Here is a 21,821-nt window from a genome sequence, read left to right on the forward strand (position 1 = left end):
TGTTAGTCGGCACCTTGGGTGTCGCCTGTCCGGGATGCCCCCTTTGGTTTCACCCCGTCCTTGGCACCACCCACGACTTCCTTCGGCCCAAGACAGACTGCTATCTCATTGCGGTCGAGGGTTTCGCGTTCTTCCAGATCCGTTATCAGACGCGTAACCTTCGGCTCGTTCTCCTTGAGAAGGCTCACCGCCCGCTCTTCCGCCGCCACAAGATACCTGCGGACGGCAACGTCGGCCGCAGCCGCCGTTGCCTCCGAGAAGTGCCGCGGCTGCGCCATCTCGCGCCCGAGGAAAGGATGGGACTCGCTCTCCCGTACATCGACCGGGCCAACCTCCTCTGACATGCCCCAGCGCCCAACCATGGAGCGGGCGATCTGGGTGGCCATGCGGATGTCCTCATCGGCACCGGAACTGACAGAGCCGAGGAAGACCTGCTCCGCGGCTCGGCCACCGAGGATTACCGTCAGCCGGTCGTTCAGATATTCCTCCGTCAGGGTATGGCGTTCGATCTCCGGCAACTGATGGGTACCACCGAGGGCACGCCCGCGCGGGATGATCGTCACCTTGTGCAGCGGGTCTGCGCCGGGCAGGAAATAGGCGACGGCGGTATGCCCGGACTCATGTACCGCAAGCCGGTGCCGCTCCTCCGGATGGATGGCCAGCGTACGAACAGCACCCATGATGATGCGGTCACGCATTTCATCGAAATGCCGAGGCTCGACCTTGAGCAAGCTCTCCCGCGCCGCCGCCATCGCAGCCTCGTTGACCAGATTTTTCAGGTCGGCGCCGGAAAAGCCCGGCGTTCCGGTTGCGACCAGATGCAGATCGACACTTTCGGCCAGCGGCACGTTGCGGCAATGCACTTTCAGGATCGCCTCACGGCCCTTCAGGTCGGGGAGCTCCAGCGTCACGTGCCGGTCAAAGCGGCCGGGCCGCAGCAGCGCAGGATCGAGCACATCGGGCCGGTTGGTGGCAGCAAGAACGACCACGGCTTCATGCCCCTCGAAACCGTCCATTTCGGCGAGGATCTGGTTCAGGGTCTGCTCGCGCTCGTCATGCCCGCCGCCGAGCCCCGCACCGCGTACCCGGCCGACACTGTCGAGCTCGTCGATAAAGATAATGGCCGGGGCCGCTTTCTTTGCTTCGTCGAACAGGGTGCGGACCCGGGAGGCCCCGACACCGACAAACATCTCGATGAATTCGGAGGCCGACATATGGAAGAACGGCACGCCCGCCTCCCCCGCCAGCGCGCGGGCCAGCATGGTCTTGCCGGTACCCGGGGGGCCCTGCAGCAGGATGCCGTGCGGGACTTCCGCGCCGAGCCGCTGATAACGCTCCGCATCACGCAGGAATTCCAGAAGTTCGGAGACCTCGGCCTTGGCGTTCTCCTGCCCGGCAACATCGGCGAAGCGGATCTTCGGTGTCTCGGCCTTGGTGACGGATTTCATCCGGCCACGCAGGAAATCTCCGGCGCCCCCCCGGCCGCCGAGCCCGCCGGGCATCATTCCGGACATACGTGACCACATGAAGAACCAGAACGCCCCGATCAGCAGCCATGGCAGCAGGCTGACGAGCCAGGACGTTTCTTCGGCCGGGCGTGACTGAACCTCGACACCGGCGTTCTGTAATGCGTCGAGCAACCCGGGATCGCCCGTCGGCGGGACGTAGGAGACGAAAGCAGTCGTCGTGCCGCCCGGACCCGACGCAGCGGTATGCAGAAGGCCTTCTATCCGCTCCCCCCGGAACAGCACGCTCGCTACCTGACCTCCGGCGACCAACGCCTTGAAGTCCGTGTAGCTCCGCACCGGGTGGGTATCGGTCCCGGGAAGAAGGCGGGAAAGAGAGAGGATGGCGACAACCGCGAGCGCCATGATCACCCATTGGACGATGTGCGGCTTCCAGTCTTTCGGCGTCTCGTCCATCCCGTCACCCTGCGTTTTGCTGTCGTAGGCAGAGCATAGAATAATCCATCGCCCCGGTCCCGGCATTGATCTAATTCAGTATCCCGGATCAGCAGCAGGATCCAGCGCCCGAAGAAACAGGACGGGCAAACGGTGCTCAGCTGTCCCGGTGCGTCCGGACGCCCAGGATCGCGTAGAGCGGGCAGAAGCGGATCAGCGCGGTTGCGCCGAGAATCAGGCCAACCACCGGCAGGCCATATTTCAGCACCGGGTTCGCGAGCAGCGGCAAGTCGAGAAGAAACGGCGCGGCAATCAGCACGACGCCGAGCACAAGACGCAACAGACGGTCGAGCGTTCCAACATTCGCAATCATGGCGAGACCTCCGATCAAAGCAGGCGATGGTTGAACTATAGACCTCCAGCCATCCCCGGCCAGTGACAACTCGTCACAGCCTCATGGCCGTCAGGACGGCCCCCTACTCCGCGGCCAGGGCGCCGCGGCAACCGCTACCGGCGCAGCTCCGGCACACGCCAGACCAGCACAGCGATCGCCACAAGCCCCTCAAGCGCGATCACCGTCAGGGCCTGGGAGCCGCCGATCAGCGAGGCGAGCCAACCTACATGCAGGATCCCGAGCGGCCCGGCGCCGATGCAGACCGAGAGGATGCCCATCAGCCGGGACCGGATCTCCGGCGGCGCCTCCGAAAACATGATTGCGCTCTGCATCGAGGCGAAACCGGCGATGCCGAAACCGCCGACCGCGAGGATCAGCAGGGCTGCGGTGTAACTTGTGACCACAGAGAAGGCCAGGATGCAGCAGACGAAGAGGACAGAGCCCAGCAGATAGACCCGGCGAAACCGGTTCGGGAACGTGAGAAAGGCAATCAGCATCGCGCCGGCGAAGGCCCCGGCCCCTTCGACCGTCAGCAACAGCCCAATCCGCACAGGATCGATATCGAAGGTCTCCCGTCCGACAACCGGCGCCATGGAGGCATAGGGAAAGGCAAACAGGTTGACGATAATTGTAATCCCCAGATGACCGAGCAATGCCGGGCTGCGGCGCAAATAGGCGAAGCCCTGGGCGATCTCCTGGAGCAGCGCGAGCGGCCGGGGCTCCTTGTCCGCCGCCCGGTACACCACAAGCAGCGCCAGAACCACGGCAACGAAATAGAACACAGCGGCAACCGCATAGGTGCCGGCCATGCCGATCGCGGCATAAAGGCCGCCGCCGGCAATCGGGCCGATCATCCGGGTTGCATTGTTGGACGCGCTGTCCATCGACATCGCCGGGCCGAGCCGGGCGTGACCAACGGATTCACCAAGGATCGTCCTGCGCACCGGCAGGTCCGTAGACCAGCCGAGACCCGACAGGAAGGCGCCGAGCCCGACCTGCCAGAGCGCCAGTGTTCCAGCCCAGGCCGAGAGCGCCAGAACACCGGCCGCCCCTGCCATCAGGGAAAGCGACAGGACCAGCAACAGCTTACGATCAAGCCGGTCGGCGATCACTCCGATGATCGATCCGAAAAGTGCCATGGGAAGCAGACGGAGCATGGTCATAAGCGCGACCAGCACCGGCGAGTCCGTGAGATCGTAGACCCAGACTCCGACCGCCAGCATCTCGAGCCAGCGCATCGCGCCCATCAGCACGCCGATCAGCCAGAGCTTGCGAAAGGTCGGATCGGCGATCAGGGAAAGCGGACCAGCAGTCCGGCTGCCCGCATCGCCGTCTCCGGCAGGCGCGGTTGTCTTCAGCTCCACTCTCCCGTTCATGTAACTCCCGGCATCCTCCTGAACGGAGCGCCGGGCCTAGAACGATCATAGCGCGATACCGGACAGCCCCTAACCTGCTTTCGCAGGAAAGACGATCCGGATCGGGGTTCGATGAGGGCGCAACCTATTCCGCAGCCTGGGCGCCGCGCTTGTCTTCCATATAGGCGTTCAGCTTCGGCCAGACATCCTCGGCCATCCGGGTGAAGGAGCGGTGCCACAGGGCCTCGGTGCCTTCCATGTCGTGCCCGGTCAGCATCAAGGTGCCGAAATCGCCGATCTCGTCCCGGAAGGCGATGAGCTTGTCGAGCACGGTCTCCGCTGTCCCGGCAATGACGAATTCGCGCGCTTTCTCCATCGCTTCGCGCTTCACCGCGTCCCAGTCGATGGAGGCAGGCGCATCGCCGTTCGCCAGACGCCCCTGCGCCCCGAGATACTGGTAATACCAGGAGAACACCCCGTCCGGATCTGCGAGCATTGCCTCCGCCTCGGCATCGCTGTCGGTGATCAGCACGGACCGGCCGACGCGCCAGACCGACGGGTCTGGTGTGCGCCCCGCCTTCTCCGCGCCCGCCGCATAGGTCGGCCAGTGGGTGGCGATATCGGCGGCCGGGACGAAGTTGCCCGACAACATGCACCAGCCGCGCTGGCCGGCGAAATTGGCGGTCATGGAATTGGCACCGCGTACCGAAACGGCGATTGGCGGATGCGGCTGCTGGAAGGGCCGGATGAAGCGGCCGATGCCCATTTCCGGCAGCACCCGATCCTCGATCCGCGCCGTGAAATGCTCGCCCTCGTGGCTCCAGGGCGGATCCTCGCTCCAGACTTTCTGGATCAGGTCGATCGACTCGATCATGGCCATGGCCCGGGCCTTGTGGTCGAGATTGTCGAAAATCTCCCAATCGCTCGACAGCCCGCCGGAGCCGATCCCGAAGATGAACCGCCCGCGCGCCAGATGGTCGAACAAGGCCGCATGCCCTGCGACCACGACCGGATGCTGCTGCGGCAACGAGATCACCCCGGAGCCGAAGGTGATCTGCGTCGTCTCCGCGATCAGCGAGGCGTTGAACAGCAGCGGCGAGGTCACCGGCTCGGCGGTCGAGGTGTAATGCTCTCCCATCCAGGCTTCCGCGTAGCCGAGCTTGTCCGCGAGGATCACAAGCTGGCGGTTTTCTTCCAGCACGTCCGCGAAATCCCGCGACGGCGGATGCAGCGGCATCATGAACAGGCCGAGCTTGGCCATGGAGAGTCTCCCTGATTTTTTTGTATACAAAGCGAGGCTAGCACCGGCTCAGGTGGCGGGGAAGAGATCTGGTGTCGCCTTCGCGGCCAGGCGCACACAAACCCCGCATTTCGCCCATTGACCTTCCCCCGGCTGGAAGCAGCAGAATGGAAATCCAGTCAACATTGGTCAGAGGAATTCGCGATGAAACAGCCTTTCCTGTTACTGGCGACGGCTACCGCCGCCCTCAGCACCCTCGCCCTTACCGCCCCGCCAGCAATGGCGGACGCCGGAGAGGGCTATGGCGGATATCACCACATGATGGGCAGCGGCTGGTTCATGGGGCCGTTCATGATGATGGTCCTGATCATCTTCCTGATTGGCGCCGGGATTTACGCCTTCCGCTCTTTAGGCCATACGGCAAAACCGGACGCGGCCGGGGCGCAAGACAGCGCGCTGACGATCCTGCGGGAACGGTTCGCCAAGGGAGAGATTGACCGGGAAGAATTCGAGGAACGCCGCAAAGCGCTGGAATAGCCCGAACGCTCCCCCGGCCCCGTCCCTTCGTCCTTTCGCTCCTTCACCCTCCCACCCTCACCGTCATCCCGACGCAAGTCGGGATCCACACGGTGGTGACGCGAAACAAGACCGGAAAATCTAGCCCGGATGGTTGCGGCTTGCCCTCCGAGCTATGGATGCCGACTTACGTCGGGATGACGATGGGGGAGAGAGCGAACTGCGCACGAAACGAAAAAGGCCGGGGCACCTCGCGATGCACCGGCCTCCTCAATCTCACACCCGTCCGGATCAGAACGCTTTCACGGTCTCCGGGCGGTACTTGTTTTTCGGCACGAAGCCGGAGCGTGTCGCCTCGCGCTGCTCGCGGACCCAGACCTCGCGGTTCGGGTGCAGGCCGCCGCCGCGGGACGCCGGGACCGCCGTGTGGCGGGCGCGGTGCAGCAAGCGGGTATCGGCGACGCCGCAGAGCGGATGCACCCCGCCATTGTCGGCCACGACCTTGTCCCAGGCCGCCTTGCGGGCCTTCATCACCGCCGGGTCGTTCAGCGCGGTGCAGATCAGCTCGTTCGTGGTCAGGTCGGCGATAATCTCGTCCCCGTCCTCGATCAGCGCGATCGGGCCGCCGAGCGCCGCTTCCGGACCGACATGGCCGATCACCAGACCGACCGAGCCGCCGGAGAAGCGGGCATCGGTCATCAGGGCGACGACGATATCCCGCTCACGGCAGAGCGTGGTGATGCGCGAGGTCGGGTCGAGCATTTCCGGCATGCCCGGCGCGCCGCTCGGGCCGGCATAGCGGATGATGATGATATCGTTGTTCTGGAACCGCTCCGGCGTCTCGTCCAGCGCCTTCAGCAGGGCCGGCTCGCCCTCGAACACCCGGGCGTTGCCGATGAACTTGTTGTCGTCGAGACCGCCCTCGACGCCCGCCAGCTTCAGGATGGCGGAGAAGTCGGGGGAGAGATTGCCGCCGAGCACCCGCAGGCCCCCGGTCGGCTTGTAGGGCTTCTCGACCGGATAGATCACGGTGCCGTCGACCTTCTTCGTCTCCAGCCGCTTTACCTGCTCGGCCAGCGTCTCGCCGGTGCAGGTCAGCACGTCGCCGTTCAAGAGGCCCGCTTCCAGCAGCTCGCGCACGATCACCTGGACGCCGCCGACGCCGTCGATATCGACCATCGAGTATTTGCCGTAGGGCCGCGCGTCGGTCAGCACCGGCACGACATGCTCGGCCAGATGGTTGAACTCTTCCGGCGTGATCACCTCTTTCCAGAAATCGGCGAACCCGGCGGCGCGGGCGATTTCCGGCGCGTGCAGCGTCACGTTGGTGGAGCCGCCGATGGCCATGGCGACGATCATCGCGTTCCGCAGGCTGTCCCGGACCACGATGTCACGCGGCTTCAGGTCGTTCTTCATCATCTCGGAGAGAATCTGCACCAGCTCGGCCGGGAATTCCTCCAGGCGGCGCGGATCGTCGGAGGCCGGGGCCACCATGTGCAGCGGCTGCATGCCGACGACGCCGATGAAGGTCTGCATCGTGTTGTAGGTGAACATGCCGCCGCAGCTGCCCATGCCCGGGCAGGCATTGCAGGAGATCCGGTGCCGGAACTCGGCGTCCGGGTTGCCGGCGACCTGGTAGGCCGACACGATATCGAGCGCCTCGCCCGTCTCCGGGTCCTTGCCCGGATGGATCGGGCCGTCGGACATGATGATGGCAGGCTGGTTATGCTCCAGCAGCGCCGCCAGCGTGCCGACCGGAGGCTTGTCGCAGGCGACGACGGCGATGGTGCCGGCAAGGCCGGTTGCTTCCAGATGCTCGCACAGCGCGTCGTTGGTGACTTCGCGGCCGATCAGCGAGTAGCGCATTTCCGGCGTGCCGTTGCGCACCCCGTCCGAGGTGGCGATGGTGAATTCCGGCTGCACCAGACGGAACGGCAGCTTGCCCGCCTCCCGGCCGATCCGGCCTTTCAGCGCCTCGTGGATCGCCTCCACCTTCTCCGCTACGCCGAGATAGCACTGGCTGTCCCCCTTGGTGCCGACCACGCCGACGGACGGCTCGTGGATCAGCTCCGGATCGGTGCCGAGCGCATTGGCAAGCCCGATGGTCTGGGCCGAACGGCCCGGATGGCGGTCGATAAGGACGGTCTTTGAATTCTTCACGGGAGCATTTCCTCAGGGTGGGCGCATATCACTCGGACGGCGGTTTGACGCCGCCGGGCTGTTTGGAGCGGATATTAGGACATGCGGGGGCGCGAGGGAAAGGGGTGGATATCTAAGACGGTAGCGGCAGGTCATCGGCCTTATATCATAGGGGGAAGGATTCATCAGTTGACCTCTACGTACGGCAAACGTTGAGTGACCCCCAGAACTAAGTATCGCGCCCCATACCCCCCATTCAACTCAACACAATTTTTTCGCTGTCTTCAGTGAACTAATGCTAATTATAATAGACCATCTCAAACACCGAATTAAATGGTCATTCTATGATAGAGACGCTAACAGCCCTTTTCGCAGGATATGCGGCAAAATCCATCCTCGCCATCTGGACGGAAGATAAGTCAATACTTTCCGCTGGGGAAAATGCTGTCAAAAAATTTATCAATAAGAACTTCTCAGATTATTTAATCCGGCGAAAATCTGAGCGATTTTTAGACGAAATAGAAGATGAGATTTTTTTTGACCTTTCTAATTTAATATCAACAGAATTTTCCAGCCACAAAACCGGTGACGTACGAATTTCATGCGAGTATTGTTTCAATTATACAATATCAGAGTCTTTTTACATTACATGCATAAATAATAATCTACAATTTGACGCTATATTTGACGAATTTAAGGTAGCCAATATCAACACAGCCAAGAAACTATTTGTTTCTGATGAATTATTTTTTGGAATTGGATTCTTCATAATTCAAAAATTCGTTCTAATTGTAGATACTTTTCCAAAATTCACTAGGGACTCTCTAAAGCAAATATTATCCGATACCGCTGAAATATTAGATCGAGTCGCGAATATAGAATCTCACTTCGATCGATTTAATAAAATTCTCGCACCAGACCTCAGCATAAATGATCAAATATACCGCCAAATAATGACTAAAAAACTTGGACGTTTGAATATATTTGGAGTTGACACAGTAGATATTCCAAAAAGATACGATTTGACAATGGCCTATGTAAACTTATCTCTTTCTCGGGCACATGCCGACAACCAAGAGAATGCAATACTCGCACTGTCAACAGTGGAGAAACACAATTCTCAGCTTAGGATATTATCTGGCGATCCAGGCTCTGGAAAAACAACTATTTTCTCTTGGATTGCAATCTCTATATTGCAAAGAAAACTACCCGAACAGATTAAGAAATTTTATGATTACTTTCCTATATTCATTAAACTTAGGGATTATAGCGACAAAAAATTCCCTACAGGAAACGATTTGATTATCGGACAAATTGAGTTGGTGTCCTCACAGATTGATCCATCTTGGATTACCCACGTAATGCAAACACGCCAAATTCTCTTCTTAATCGATGGGTATGATGAACTTACTGAGAAGAGACGAAAAAATGCAAGAGAATGGATAGACGAACTCTTATCGTCATTTAATTCATCAAAAGCCTATCTATCTACTAGACCATATGCAAGCACGGAACTCAACAATCTAGTCAAAGAATATGGATCAGATGAAGTTATAATAAACATAGAACCAATGGACAACAATCAAGTACTATCACTAATAAACAAATGGCACGATGCTTTTACCGAACAACAATACAACAACAATAAATCTGACAAAGATGAAAATAATGTATTAAAAAACAGACTGATAAAACAGATATTTACGAACACAATGCTGAGAAATATTGTTAGAACTCCGTTGATATGCTCATTAATATGTCTAGTAAACTCCGATAGAAAAGGAAAAATACCAAAAAGCAAAGGAGAACTATATCGAATTGCCACAGATGCATTAATTCGCCGCGACAGCGAACGTGATATTGAGGCGGATTTACCCGTTTTTTTAGATGAAAAAATAATCAGGAAAATACTGTGTTATATTTCAGAATATTTTTACACCAGAAAATCAATTCAATTACCCGCTATAGATATATCTGATTCCCTTAAAGAATACCTGCCTTCTCTCGATATAAACTCAAATCATGCAAATCATATAATTAAATTCCTAACAGAACGAAGCCACCTACTTCGAAGCCCTTCTATTAATGATGTCGATTTCTCACACAAGACATTTATGGAGTATTTTTATTCAATAAGAATTTCTGAACGACGGAATGTAGAATTCGTTATTCGAAAATTTCTCGACCCTGATTCTCTTATCATAAACGGGTTCGTATTATCAATCGCACCGCCTGATTTCTCAAATAAATGCATTTCAGATATTTTATCCGAAATCGATAATTTAGACAGTGAGAATAGGCGCCGATGCATAATACAATTACAAATGTTTATACCAGAGATATCCGAACTAGATAGAAATTTAAGAGATCGTATCAATAGTTACATAACCGAAATTCTTCCACCTAAGAACTTTTCGGAAGCCGATGATTTAGGATCAGTCGGAGACATTATCATCGATCCTCTAATGAGATTTACGGCCAAAAAATACAGGAAACACTGGGAGTATTGTGTATCTGCCTTAATCTCTACCTCAGAAAACGAAGCTATGTATGCATTACAAAAATTTGCCCAAATCGGAAACCCCAAAATTGATTCTATTCTGAAGGATGGCGAGAATTTATTCGTTAGCACAGATTATAAAAAAATTGTTCTATCTCATTGCAAAACGTTAAAAACATTTAACATCGAATCCGATGCAGATCTAGACATTGCCATTTCGTTAAATAGTCTTGAAAAAATTACATTTTGGAAAACCGAGTCTGATATTAATGGAAAAATTAAAAAACAATTAGTTAATTTAAAATCTCTTTCTATTAGATCTGACACATCATTAAGTAGTCTAAATTTTTTGAAATTCTTTCCCAATATTTCAAATATTTTTTTACGCGGACTCAAAAATATTGATGATTTTAGTCCGATACAAGAATGCAAAAATTTGGAATCTATACTCATAGATTCAAATCAACTTCGACAAATTGATTTCACCGAAAAACTGCCTCGCTTGAGAAAAGTCGATTTTTCAGAATGTTATAACCTCGAATCTGTGCAAGCACTTCGTGCTCGCCACGATCTCAAGATCGCTAAATTACCGTATTCTTGGATGCACGACGAACTAGAACTCGAAGATATTGACGATATTCAGGCAGCCGAGGCAAATTATGCACGAATTATCGAAGAATCTGAGGAGTGGGATGCGGACGAAAATGACATTCAGTTTATGTTTCGATACTTCATCAAGGACGACGGTACGCTTGAAATCGATAAACTTGAGTGACCCAGTAGAAATTGGGCACCCTAGACATATTCAAACCTCACACAATTGAGAGGACGACATATCCCCCTCGCCCCACTCCGGCAACGGACGCTCCTCATACGGGCAATCCCAGGCCGCGCAGTTCTCCCGCCCGATGACCTCCGCCGGAAGTTCGATCACCTCCGGCACCGCCTCCCCCTTCAGTATCCGCAGTGCCGCCATCAGTGCAGTGCAGACCAGTGCCGGGGCGTCGAAGCTGACCGTGGCGAGCATCCGGCCCGCGCGGATCGCCGTGATCGCTTCCGGCATGGCGTTCATGCCGACCACGGGGATGGACAGCCCGGCGGCGTCGAGGGCCTCCAGCGCGCCGAGGGCCATCGCGTCGTTGGCGGCGAGCAGGCCGTCGAGCTGCCGGTGCTGCGCCAGCATCCGTGCCATCGCCTGCCGGCCGCCGGGGCGCTGGTACTGGCCGGTCTCTTGGGCCGCGACGGAAATCTCCGGGTGCTTTGCCGCGGCGTCGAGAAAGCCCCTGGTGCGCGGCGCCGTGGTCGGGGAGTTCGGCGCGCCCTCGATGATGCCGATCCGGCCGCGCCCGCCCAGCTCCCGGATGAGGGTCTCCGCCGCCGCCACTGCCAGGGCGTAATTGTCCGAGGTGACGAAGCTCGCGGGCGTCACCCGGTCCGAATGGGCGACGAAATAGACCAGCGGAATCCCGGCATCCTTTGCCTTCTGCAAACTCTCGTCGAGGGCCGAGGGATGGACGGGGGCGATCAGGATGGCGTCGGGGCGGCTGTCGATGGCCTGGGAGAGCAATGCCCTTTGCTCGTCGATATCGTCCGGGGTCTCCGGCGCGGCCCCGGTCAGATCGCAGCCGAGGGTCTGCGCCAGCCGTGCCGCCGCGATCTGCGCACCGACATAGGCTGGATTGGCTCTGTTCTTGGTCAGGCAGCAGATCCGATAGCGTCTTTGCATTGCCGCGCGCTTACGCTCCCCCGGCCGGTTACGCCTGCTCGCCCCGGGCGGCGGCGCGGGCCGAGAGCATCTCCTGCATGAAGATTTCGGCCTCTTCTGCATCGCCGGTCACGATCACCCGGCCCACGAGGCCGGAGAGCACGATATGCGCGTTGGCGAGCTTGCCGATCTTGTCGTAGTCGGGATCGCGGGTGACGGTGGCGCCGTAGAAAGCGGTGACGCCGCCCGCCTTCAGGACCTCGACGATCGCGTCCATGTCCTCGATCGAGAGACTGTTCTCGTGCCGCTGGTGGTTGTCGAGGATCGCGAACAAGGCGCCCGACGGGCTCTGCCTGGCGATCACATGATAGAGCAGCAGGCGCTCCTTGATGCCGATCGGGCCGACTGCCTTGATCCGGTGCAAGACTTCCCCTCCGACCCGATAGGAGGCGTACTCGAAACAGTTCATCGTCCCGGTTTCGATCAGCTCGCCCGCAATAGTGTGGTTTTCGGTCAGCATAAGGCGGTCTTCGGTCAGCTCACATCATTCGATGTCATCAAAGCATCCCCGGACAGCGATCCAAAAGCCTTAATTCCATATCCAAGCAGGGGTACCGGCCCCGCTTTCACCATTTGCATCACCGGCACCATTTGCATCGCCGGCGGCCCGGCCATACATAAGAACAAGGCTCAACCGAGCCATTCCCTGTTCCGGAGGCACGCCCATGTCCGATTCTTCGCTCCAGAGCCGGCCCGCGCTGAAAAGCTGGCCCGAGGCCGCGCCGCGTCTGGTTGCCGTTGCCGCCGGGCGGGAGGCGGCGGATCTCGTCATCCGCGACGTGCGCCTCGTCAATGTGCACAGCCGCGAGGTGCTGGACTGGCAGGTCGCCGTGGCCGAGGGGCGGGTTGCCTATACCGGGCCGGACGCCTCCCACTGCATCGGCGAGAGCACGCGGGTGATCGAGGGCGGCGGGAGGTATCTGATCCCTGGGCTGTGCGACGCGCATATGCATATCGAGTCCGGCATGCTGACGCCGGCCGAGTTCGCCGCCGCCGTGATCCCGCACGGCACCACGACCATGTTCACAGACCCGCACGAGATCGCCAACGTGCTCGGCCTTGCCGGCGTCCGGATGATGCATGACGAGGCGCTGCTGCAGCCGGTCAACATCTTCACCCAGATGTCCTCCTGCGCCCCCTCCGCGCCGGGGCTGGAGACCACGGGCTTCGAGATCAGCGCCGAGGACGTGGCGGAGGCGATGAGCTGGCCGGGGATTATCGGGCTGGGCGAGATGATGAACTTCCCAGGCGTGATCAACGGCGATCCGCAGATGCTGGCGGAAATCGCGGCGGCCATGCGGGCGGGCAAGACCGTCGGCGGGCATTACGCTTCTCCCGACAAAGGTATCGCCTTCAGCGCCTATGTGGCGGGCGGGCCGGCGGACGATCACGAGGGCACCGAAGAAGCCGACGCGATTGCCCGGGTGCGCAACGGCATGCGCTCGATGATGCGGCTGGGCTCGGCCTGGTACGATGTCGAAAGCCAGATCACAGCGGTGACGGAGAAGGGTCTGGACCCACGGAACTTCATCCTCTGCACCGACGATTGCCATTCCGGCACGCTGGTGAATGACGGCCACATGAACCGCGTCGTCCGCCATGCCATCGATTGCGGCTGCGATCCGCTGGTGGCGCTGCAGATGGCGACGATCAACACCGCGACCCATTTCGGGCTGGAGCGTGAACTCGGCTCGATCACGCCCGGCCGCCGGGCCGACATGATCCTGACCTCGGACCTTGTGAGCCTGCCGATCGAGCATGTCATCGCGCGCGGGGAGACCGTGGCGATGGACGGCAAGATCACCGTCGACTGCCCGCATTACGACTGGCCGGACTCCGCCCGGCACACGGTGCATCTGGGCAAGACACTGGCCGCGGCGGATTTCGCGGTCCCGGCGCCGGAGGGCGCGAATGCGGTCACCGCCAAGGTGATCGGCGTGGTCGAGAACCAGGCACCGACCAAGGCGCTGACAGCCGAGCTGCCGGTCGCGGACGGTGTGGTCGAGGGAGACGGCGCCGTCTGCCAGATCGCGCTGGTTGAGCGGCACCGCGCCACCGGCGGCGTGGTGAACGGGTTTGTCTCCGGCTTTGGCTACAAGGGCCGGATGGCCATGGCCTCCACCGTCGCCCATGACAGCCACCACATGATCGTCGTCGGCACCGACCGGGAGATGATGGCGCTGGCCGCGAACCGGCTGGGCGCCGTCGGCGGCGGTGTCACGGTGTGGAAGGACGGCGAAGAGCTCGCGCTGGTCGAGCTGCCCATCGCCGGGCTGATGTCCGACCACCCGGCAATCGAGGTCGCCGCCAAGGCCGACCGCATGGTCGCCGCCATGGAGGCATGCGGCTGCACGCTGAACAACGCCTACATGCAGCACTCCCTGCTCGCCCTGCCGGTGATCCCGGAGCTGCGGATCAGCGATCTCGGGCTGGTGGATGTGACGAAGTTCGAGCTGACAGAGTTGATTGAGGGTTAGGACGATGAAATTGGGGGGATGACCGCTGGAAAGAGGCTAGTGCGGGCGGGCTGGGGCACGCCGGTTTCTACTTCCCGCCGTCAGTGCTTGCGAGCATTTCCATGATAAAGGCTTCGGCCTCCTCCGGGCTGTGCGTCGTCATCAGTTTTCCCTTCAAACCGATATTCTCGACGTTCGCATTCGCAAGCTCGACGATATCGCGGTATCCGGCGTCGAGCGTAATCGTCGCCCCATAGAAAGTGGCGATACCCGCGTCCAGCAACAACTGGTCGAGGAACCTGATATCCTCAAAACTGAGGCTGTTGGGATGGCGCTCGCTGTTGTCGAGGATACAGAAATACGTATCGGCCGGGGTCAGTGCGAGGGTCTTGCGATAGAGCGGGATGCGTTCTTTCAGGCCAATCGGGCCGACCACCTTGATCCGGTGCAGGACGTCCGGGGCATGGCGATACGACGCAAACTCGAAACCAGGTGTCGACCCGGCCTCGATAAGCTCGCCCTGGATGTAAAACATTTTATTATCCGCGCCCATGACGCGTTCATGTAGTCACTTTAAACTGGCCGTCAAGCAACAAAAACGCCCGGCTGAAGCCGGGCGTTTTCCATTCGGGTTTTCGACGCTGTACGGGTGGGCGTTATGCCGCCTTGGCGATGTTCCGCAGCACGTACTGCAGGATGCCGCCGTGACGATAATACTCCACCTCGTCCGCGGTATCGATGCGGCAAAGCAGGGTCACATCCTTGGTGGAGCCGTCCGCGTAGGTGATCTTGCACGGCACGTCCATGCGCGGGGTGATGCCGTCGGCAATCCCCGTGATGTCGAACTGTTCCGTCCCCTTCAGGCCCAGGGTCTCGCGGTTCATGCCGTCCTTGAACTGCAGCGGAAGCACGCCCATGCCGACGAGGTTGGAGCGGTGGATACGCTCGAAGCTCTCGACGATCACGGCCTTGACGCCCAGCAGACGGGTGCCCTTGGCCGCCCAGTCACGGGAGGAGCCGGTGCCGTATTCCTTGCCCCCGACGATGACCAGAGAGACGCCTTCCTTCTCGTAGCGCATGGCGGCGTCATAGATCGCCATCTGCTCGCCGGAAGGCTGGTGCTTGGTGTAACCGCCGGTCACGCCTTCGACCATCTCGTTCTTCAGCCGGATATTGGCAAAAGTGCCGCGCATCATGATTTCATGATTGCCGCGCCGTGCGCCGTAGGCGTTGAAGTCCACCGGGCGGACCTGACGTTCGCGCAGATAGTCGCCCGCCGGGCCGTCCGACTTGATGGAGCCGGCCGGTGAGATGTGGTCGGTGGTGATCGAGTCGCCGAGGATGGCCAGCTCGCGGGCACCTGTGATGTCCGCCAACGCGCCCGGCTCCTTGTCCATACCCTTGAAGTAAGGCGGGTTCTGGACGTAGGTCGAACCGTCGTTCCAGTTGTAGGTCAGGCTGCCGGTGGTCTGCACCGCCTGCCATTCCGCCGAGCCCTCAAACACGTTGGCATAGCGGTTCTGGAACATCTCCCGGCTGAGATCGGCCTCCAGGAGTTCACTGATCTCCTGGTTGGTCGGCCAGATATCCTTCAGGTAGACCGGGTTGCCGTCCGGATCTTCGCCAAGCGCGTCCTTGTACAGGTCCACGTTCAGGTTACCGGCGATGGCATAGGCAACGACCAGCGGCGGCGAGGCGAGATAGTTCGCCTTGACGTGCGGGTTCACCCTGCCCTCGAAATTCCGGTTGCCGGACAGCACAGAGGTGACGACCAGATCGCCCTTCTCCACCGCTTCCGCGATATGCGGGTCGAGCGGGCCGGAATTGCCGATGCAAGTAGTGCAGCCGTAGCCGACGAGGTTGAAGCCGAGCTTGTCCAGCTCGACCTGCAGGTTGGCCTTTTCCAGATAGTCGGTGACGACCTGGGAGCCCGGTGCGAGCGAGGTCTTCACCCATGGCTTCGCCGTCAGGCCTTTGGCCGCCGCGTTGCGAGCGACGAGGCCGGCCGCAATCATCACTGACGGGTTGGAGGTGTTGGTGCAGGAGGTGATTGCGGCAATCACCACGTCACCGTCGCTCAGCGTATAGTCCTCGCCTTCGACGTCCATCGTCCGCGGCGCGACACCGCCGGCGAGATCCATGAAGGCCTTGGCGAATTCCGGAGCGGCTTCGGTCAGCAGCACGCGGTCCTGCGGACGCTTCGGGCCGGCAATTGACGGCACCACGGTACCGAGATCGAGCGACAGGGTGTCCGTGAACACCATTTCCTGGCTGTCGTCACGCCACATGCCCTGGGCCTTGGCGTACTCTTCCACCAGCGCAATCCGGTCATCTTCGCGGCCGGTCAGCCTGAGGTAGCTGAGGGTCTCGTTGTCGATCGGGAAATAGCCGCAGGTGGCGCCGTATTCCGGGGCCATGTTGGCGATGGTCGCGCGGTCCGCCAGGCTGAGGTGGCTGAGGCCGGAGCCGTGGAATTCGACGAACTTGCCGACCACGCCTTTCTTGCGAAGCATCTGCACCACAATCAGCACCAGATCGGTAGCCGTCGCGCCTTCCGGCAGTTTGCCGGTCAGCTCGAAGCCGACGACTTCCGGGATCAGCATGGAGACAGGCTGGCCGAGCATGGCCGCTTCCGCCTCGATACCACCGACGCCCCAGCCGAGCACGGCCATGCCGTTCACCATGGTTGTGTGGCTGTCCGTGCCGACCAGCGTGTCCGGATAGGCAATCGTCTTGCCGTCCTCGTCCTTGGTCCAGACAGTCTGGGCCAGATGCTCCAGGTTGACCTGATGGCAAATGCCTGTTCCCGGCGGGACAACGCGGAAGTTGCGGAAGGCCTTGGAGCCCCAGCGCAGGAACTCGTACCGCTCGCCGTTCCGTTCGAACTCCAGATCGACGTTCTTCTTGAACGAGTCGGGACCGCCGAATGCGTCCACCATGACCGAATGATCGATCACCAGGTCGACAGGCGACAGCGGATTGATCTTTTCCGGATCACCGCCGAGCTGCGTCATGGCGTCGCGCATGGCGGCGAGATCGACCACGGCCGGAACTCCTGTGAAGTCCTGCATCAGGACCCGGGCCGGACGATAGGCGATTTCACGGGAAGACTTCTTATTCTTTACCCATTCGGACAGCGCCTTGACGTCGTCCAGGGTTACCGTGCGCCCATCTTCGTAGCGCAGCAGGTTTTCCAGCAGTACTTTCAGCGAGTGCGGAAGCTTGCGAATCTCCGGAAAACCGGCATCTGCCATGGCTTCAAGGCTGTAATAATCATAGCTTTTCCCGGACGCCTTGAGCGTACGTCGGGTTTTCAGGCTGTCTTGGCCAGCAGTCACTATCATCTCCTATGATTTGTGATGGTGGCCGCCCGAGGAGCGCCTCGGCCCGGTCTTTTCCATAAGTCTTTGTGGCGTGGGAGGGGAGCGCCCCTGACCGCGCATCTTTTATATAGGAAATTCCACCGACGAGTGCCAGTACCCAGTGCATGCGCTGGCCCGGTGAAATTGCGAAATTCAGTTCCGCAAAATGCCCGTATCGAAATTATCTTGTTGACCTAGGCACGAGTGCATCCAAAAATCGGCACCGATAACGAGGCCCGGCGCAATGTCGCTGGACCCGGAAATAACAAAAGGTCCGAAGCTGATCATCCGCGGCAAACGCGGAGGTCAAGGGCCAGGACAGACAGGGAGGAACGGCTCGCGGCATCACGCCACGGGTCCATCCACGGCTATCTTCCATAGCTGAATTCCGTCTGCGCCTGCCCGGTTTCGGTCCGAGTAATAGGGACGGAACATGGCGTACGAATACCCGGACGCTTCGGTTTACGACACGTTGCCGAAGCTCCTCCGCTATAACGCGGAACGGTTTCCCAATGACGTAGCGCTGCGCGAGAAGGATTTCGGTGTCTGGACCGAATTCACCTGGGCCGACTATCTGGAACGGGTCCGAAATCTTGCGCTGGCCCTGAACGAAGCCGGGCTGGTCAAAGGCGACGTCTTCTCGATCATCGGCGATAACAATGTCGACTGGATCTGCGCCGAGCTTGCGGCCCAGTCCGTCGGCGCGATGACCATCGGGTTTTACCGCGACGTGCTGGAAGACGAGATCGCCTATCTCACCGGCTACAGCGCGGCCAGGATGGCCTATGCCGAAGATCAGGAGCAGGTCGACAAGTTCCTCAATCTCGGCGACCGCGCCGGGACGATCGAGAAAATCATCTATTCCAACACCCGCGGTATGCGGAAGTTCGACGATCCTCGGATCGTCAGCTTCGACGATCTGGTCGCCCGCGGCGCCGAGATCCATTCCGCCTCGCCTGAACTGTTCGACCAGATGGTCGACGCGGTGACAGGCGAAGATATCGCCATTCTCTGCACCACCTCGGGCACCACGTCGAACCCGAAGCTGGCAGAGCTGCCGCACGGCAATTTCGTTCGCCACACCCAGCTCTATCTGAAGCACGACCCGAAGGACTCGACGGACGAATATGTCTCCGTTCTGCCAATGCCCTGGATCATGGAGCAGGTCTACACCATCGGCTTCGGGCTGAATTCCCGCATGAAAGTGAGTTTCCCGGAGAACGAGGAAACCGCGATGAGCGATATGCGCGAGATCGGCCCGACCTTCCTGCTGCTCGCCCCGCGGGTGCTGGAGCAGATCGCCGCCGACATGCGCGCCCGGGTGATGGATGCGGGACCACTGACCCAGTGGATCTTCGACAAGGGCGTGGAGATGGGACGCGAGGCACTCGACAAGGGAGGCAAGTCCTGGCTGGCTGATGTCGCCCTGTTCAGCGCCCTGCGCGACCGGCTCGGTTTTGCCAATGTACGCTCCGCCGCCACCGGCGGCGCCGCCATGGGGCCCGACACCTTCAAACTGTTCCTCGCCATGGGCGTACCGCTGAAGCAGCTCTACGGCCAGACCGAGCTGCTTGGTGCCTACACCCTGCAGGACGGCAAGGAAATCGACGTCGATACGGTCGGCGTGCCGTTCGAGGGCTGTGAAGTGAAGATCATCGATGCCGACACAGACGGCGTCGGCGAGATTATCACCCGGCACCCGAACATGTTTCGCGGCTTCCACAAGAATGAGGAAGCTACCAAGGAAGACATGAAGGACGGCTGGATGCATACCGGCGATGCCGGCTTCTTCGACGACAAAGGCCGGCTGACGGTGATCGACCGGGTGAAGGACATCGCCCAGACCCGCACGGGCACGAAATTCTCGCCGCAATATATCGAGAACAAACTGAAGTTCTCGCCCTATATCGGCGAGGCCGTGATCCTCGGGGCCGATCGGGATTATCTGACGGCGATCATCTGCATCCGATTCTCGATCGTCTCGAAATGGGCAGAGAAAGCCCGCATCCCCTTCACCTCCTACACCAACCTCTCGGACCGCCCGGAGATCTACGAGCTGATCCGCAGCGAAATCGCCCATGTGAACGAGAGCCTGCCGGACACCCAGAAAATCCGGAAGTTCCTGCTTCTTTACAAAGAGCTGGATGCGGATGACGGAGAGCTCACACGAACCCGCAAGGTGCGCCGCAGTGTGGTCTCCGAACGCTACGGTCCGATCATCGAAGCGCTCTACGGCGAAGGCGACCGGGCGGAGATGAATTCCGAGGTGACGTTCGAGGATGGCCGCAAGGGCAACATCGAAGCGTCCATGCACATCGAGAAAGTCGACGGCGCCGCAGCGCCCGAAATGAAAAAGGCAGGCTGAGCGTGGCAGAAGCACAGGTAATCGATTCAGGCGGGGTGAACCCGCCCTCCGGCAGCGTCGACACGCGCACGATCGGCGACCCGGTTCTCGCCGTCGAGAACATCATCGTGAAATTCGGCGGTGTGACCGCCATCAACGATGTCAGTTTCGACGTCCGCAAGGGCGAGATCCGCGCCATCATCGGCCCGAACGGGGCCGGTAAGTCCTCGATGCTGAATGTCCTGAACGGTTTTTACAAACCGCGCTCGGGCCAGATCAAATTCGCCGGCAAGACCTTCCCGTCCATGGACCCGTATTACGCGGCCTCGCACGGCATCGCCCGGACCTTTCAGAACATCGCCCTGTTTCGCGGCATGAGCACGCTGGACAACCTGATGACCGGCCGGTTGCTGAAGATGAAGAGCAATTTCTTCTGGCAGTGCCTCTATTTCGGCCCGGCCCAGAAGGAAGAGCTGGAAAACCGGGCGCATGTGGAAAGAGTCATCGATTTTCTCGAGATCCAGCCGATCCGGCGCACGCCTGTCGGCCGCTTGCCCTACGGGTTGCAGAAGCGGGTTGAACTCGGCCGCGCACTGGCGATGGATCCGGACATTCTCCTGCTCGACGAGCCGATGGCCGGCATGAATGTCGAGGAAAAGGAGGACATGTCCCGCTTCATCATGGATGTGAACGAGGAATTCGGCACCACCGTGATCCTGATCGAACACGACATGGGCGTGGTCATGGACCTGTCCGACCGGGTCGTCGTGCTGGATTACGGTGTGAAGATCGCAGACGGCACGCCCGACGAGGTGCGCGCCAATCAAAATGTCATCGACGCCTATCTTGGCGTGAGCCACGACTGACACGGCGCGCCAAAGGAGTCCGAACGTGGAACTAATTTATGCAGTGCTGGTGCAGCCCTTCGTGGACATGTACCTCGACCCCCTCATCTTCATCGAAACCGTAATCAAGGGCCTGATGGCCGGAGTGCTTTACTCCCTCGTCGCCCTCGGCTTTGTGCTGATCTTCAAGGCATCCGGCGTCTTTAACTTTGCCCAGGGCGTGATGGCTTTGTTTGCCGCGCTGACCCTTACAGGCATCATGGAATATATGCCGGACGGCCTGCCCAAATGGCTCACCGTCATCGTCGCATTAGGCGCCACGGTGGTGATCATGATCCTTCTCGCCGTGATAATCGAAAGGGTCGTGCTCAGACCCTTGGTGAACCAGGAGCTGATCATTCTCTTCATGGCCACGCTGGGCCTCTCCTACGTGCTGGAAGGCGCCGGCGACCTGATGTGGGGCAGTGATGTGAAGGTTCTGGATATCGGTCTGCCGACCGACATCTGGGATATCGGCGGGGTTTATGTCGAGCAGCTCGATGTAACCGCGGCCATCGCCGCCGGCTCACTCGTCGCCGTCCTCGCAATATTCTTCACCAAGACCCGGATTGGCCGTGCGCTCCGCGCCGTGGCCGACGATCATCAGGCGGCCCTCTCCGTTGGCATCTCTCTGCAGCAGATCTGGGTCATCGTCTGGTCTGTCGCCGGCATCGTCGCGCTGGTGGCCGGAATCATGTGGGGCAGTAAGTCCGGCGTGCAGTTCAGCCTGTCGCTGATCGCGCTGAAGGCCCTGCCCGTCCTCATCCTTGGCGGTTTTACTTCCATCCCCGGCGCCATTATCGGCGGTCTGATCATCGGGCTTGGGGAAAAGGTCGTCGAAGTCTTCTGGTACAGCGTCCATGGCGGTGCCGTGGAAAACTGGTTCGCCTTCATGCTGGCACTCGCCTTCCTGATGTTCAGGCCGCAAGGACTGTTCGGCGACAAGATCATCGAAAGGGTTTAAG

General features: G+C 59.4%; 15 protein-coding genes. 6 read left to right on the forward strand and 9 right to left on the reverse strand.

Going from position 1 to position 21,821, the window contains the following annotated elements:
* Nucleotides 1-2: 2 nt before the first annotated feature.
* From ftsH to K328_RS0106860, 4 genes are all read right to left on the reverse strand, one after another.
* Nucleotides 3-1,922: an ATP-dependent zinc metalloprotease FtsH gene (gene ftsH, locus K328_RS22900; RefSeq protein WP_084608136.1), complete on the reverse strand. Its 1,920-nt coding sequence runs from the start codon at nt 1,920-1,922 to the stop codon at nt 3-5.
* Nucleotides 1,923-2,058: 136 nt separating this feature from the next.
* Entirely contained in the window at nt 2,059-2,274 is a 216-nt protein-coding gene (locus K328_RS0106850; RefSeq protein ID WP_028465339.1) for a YgaP family membrane protein, read from the reverse strand.
* Nucleotides 2,275-2,408: 134 nt separating this feature from the next.
* A complete protein-coding gene (locus K328_RS0106855) occupies nt 2,409-3,671 on the reverse strand; it encodes an MFS transporter (protein ID WP_084608137.1) in 1,263 nt (420 codons plus the stop codon).
* 124 nt (nt 3,672-3,795) lie between these two features.
* Entirely contained in the window at nt 3,796-4,911 is a 1,116-nt protein-coding gene (locus tag K328_RS0106860) for an LLM class flavin-dependent oxidoreductase (RefSeq protein ID WP_028465341.1), read from the reverse strand.
* Nucleotides 4,912-5,094: 183 nt separating this feature from the next.
* Between K328_RS0106860 and K328_RS0106865 the strand changes: the two genes are divergently transcribed.
* Nucleotides 5,095-5,427, forward strand: coding sequence for an SHOCT domain-containing protein (locus K328_RS0106865; protein ID WP_051284606.1), 333 nt, complete (start codon nt 5,095-5,097; stop codon nt 5,425-5,427).
* 270 nt (nt 5,428-5,697) lie between these two features.
* On the opposite strand, the gene K328_RS0106870 is transcribed toward K328_RS0106865, so the two are convergent.
* Nucleotides 5,698-7,566, reverse strand: coding sequence for a dihydroxy-acid dehydratase domain-containing protein (locus tag K328_RS0106870; protein WP_028465343.1), 1,869 nt, complete (start codon nt 7,564-7,566; stop codon nt 5,698-5,700).
* 323 nt (nt 7,567-7,889) lie between these two features.
* Here K328_RS0106870 and K328_RS26280 point away from each other — a divergent pair, with 323 nt between their 5' ends.
* Nucleotides 7,890-10,820: an NACHT domain-containing protein gene (locus K328_RS26280; RefSeq protein WP_084608138.1), complete on the forward strand. Its 2,931-nt coding sequence runs from the start codon at nt 7,890-7,892 to the stop codon at nt 10,818-10,820.
* A 30-nt stretch (nt 10,821-10,850) separates the two neighbouring features.
* Here the strand turns inward: K328_RS26280 and K328_RS22905 are convergent, their stop codons facing one another.
* Nucleotides 10,851-11,771: a sugar ABC transporter substrate-binding protein gene (locus K328_RS22905; RefSeq protein WP_051284607.1), complete on the reverse strand. Its 921-nt coding sequence runs from the start codon at nt 11,769-11,771 to the stop codon at nt 10,851-10,853.
* Between the two features lie 28 nt (nt 11,772-11,799).
* Complete coding sequence (locus K328_RS0106885; RefSeq protein WP_028465344.1) at nt 11,800-12,270, reverse strand: hypothetical protein; 471 nt, start codon at nt 12,268-12,270, stop codon at nt 11,800-11,802.
* Nucleotides 12,271-12,475: 205 nt separating this feature from the next.
* On the opposite strand from K328_RS0106885, the gene ade reads away from it, so the two are divergent.
* Nucleotides 12,476-14,287, forward strand: coding sequence for an adenine deaminase (ade, locus tag K328_RS0106895; protein WP_051284608.1), 1,812 nt, complete (start codon nt 12,476-12,478; stop codon nt 14,285-14,287).
* Nucleotides 14,288-14,354: 67 nt separating this feature from the next.
* On the opposite strand, the gene K328_RS0106900 is transcribed toward ade, so the two are convergent.
* Both K328_RS0106900 and acnA read right to left on the reverse strand, forming a co-directional pair.
* Entirely contained in the window at nt 14,355-14,801 is a 447-nt protein-coding gene (locus tag K328_RS0106900) for a hypothetical protein (RefSeq protein WP_028465346.1), read from the reverse strand.
* A 121-nt stretch (nt 14,802-14,922) separates the two neighbouring features.
* Nucleotides 14,923-17,610, reverse strand: a complete 2,688-nt coding sequence (gene acnA, locus K328_RS0106905) for an aconitate hydratase AcnA (protein ID WP_028465347.1) — start codon at nt 17,608-17,610, stop codon at nt 14,923-14,925.
* Nucleotides 17,611-18,061: 451 nt separating this feature from the next.
* Here acnA and K328_RS22910 point away from each other — a divergent pair, with 451 nt between their 5' ends.
* The 3 genes from K328_RS22910 to K328_RS0106920 are packed head-to-tail and all read left to right on the forward strand — an operon-like array spanning nt 18,062 to nt 21,820.
* On the forward strand, nt 18,062-19,993 hold the full coding sequence (locus K328_RS22910) for an AMP-binding protein (RefSeq protein ID WP_036553220.1): 1,932 nt from the start codon (nt 18,062-18,064) through the stop codon (nt 19,991-19,993).
* A 20-nt stretch (nt 19,994-20,013) separates the two neighbouring features.
* Nucleotides 20,014-20,838 (forward strand): ABC transporter ATP-binding protein, encoded by an 825-nt coding sequence (locus K328_RS0106915; protein ID WP_084608218.1) that lies wholly within the window; start codon nt 20,014-20,016, stop codon nt 20,836-20,838.
* Between the two features lie 25 nt (nt 20,839-20,863).
* Nucleotides 20,864-21,820: a branched-chain amino acid ABC transporter permease gene (locus K328_RS0106920; RefSeq protein WP_245577417.1), complete on the forward strand. Its 957-nt coding sequence runs from the start codon at nt 20,864-20,866 to the stop codon at nt 21,818-21,820.
* Nucleotide 21,821 lies beyond the last annotated feature (1 nt).

The organism is Nisaea denitrificans DSM 18348 (genome assembly GCF_000426505.1).
Lineage (GTDB): Bacteria > Pseudomonadota > Alphaproteobacteria > Thalassobaculales > Thalassobaculaceae > Nisaea > Nisaea denitrificans.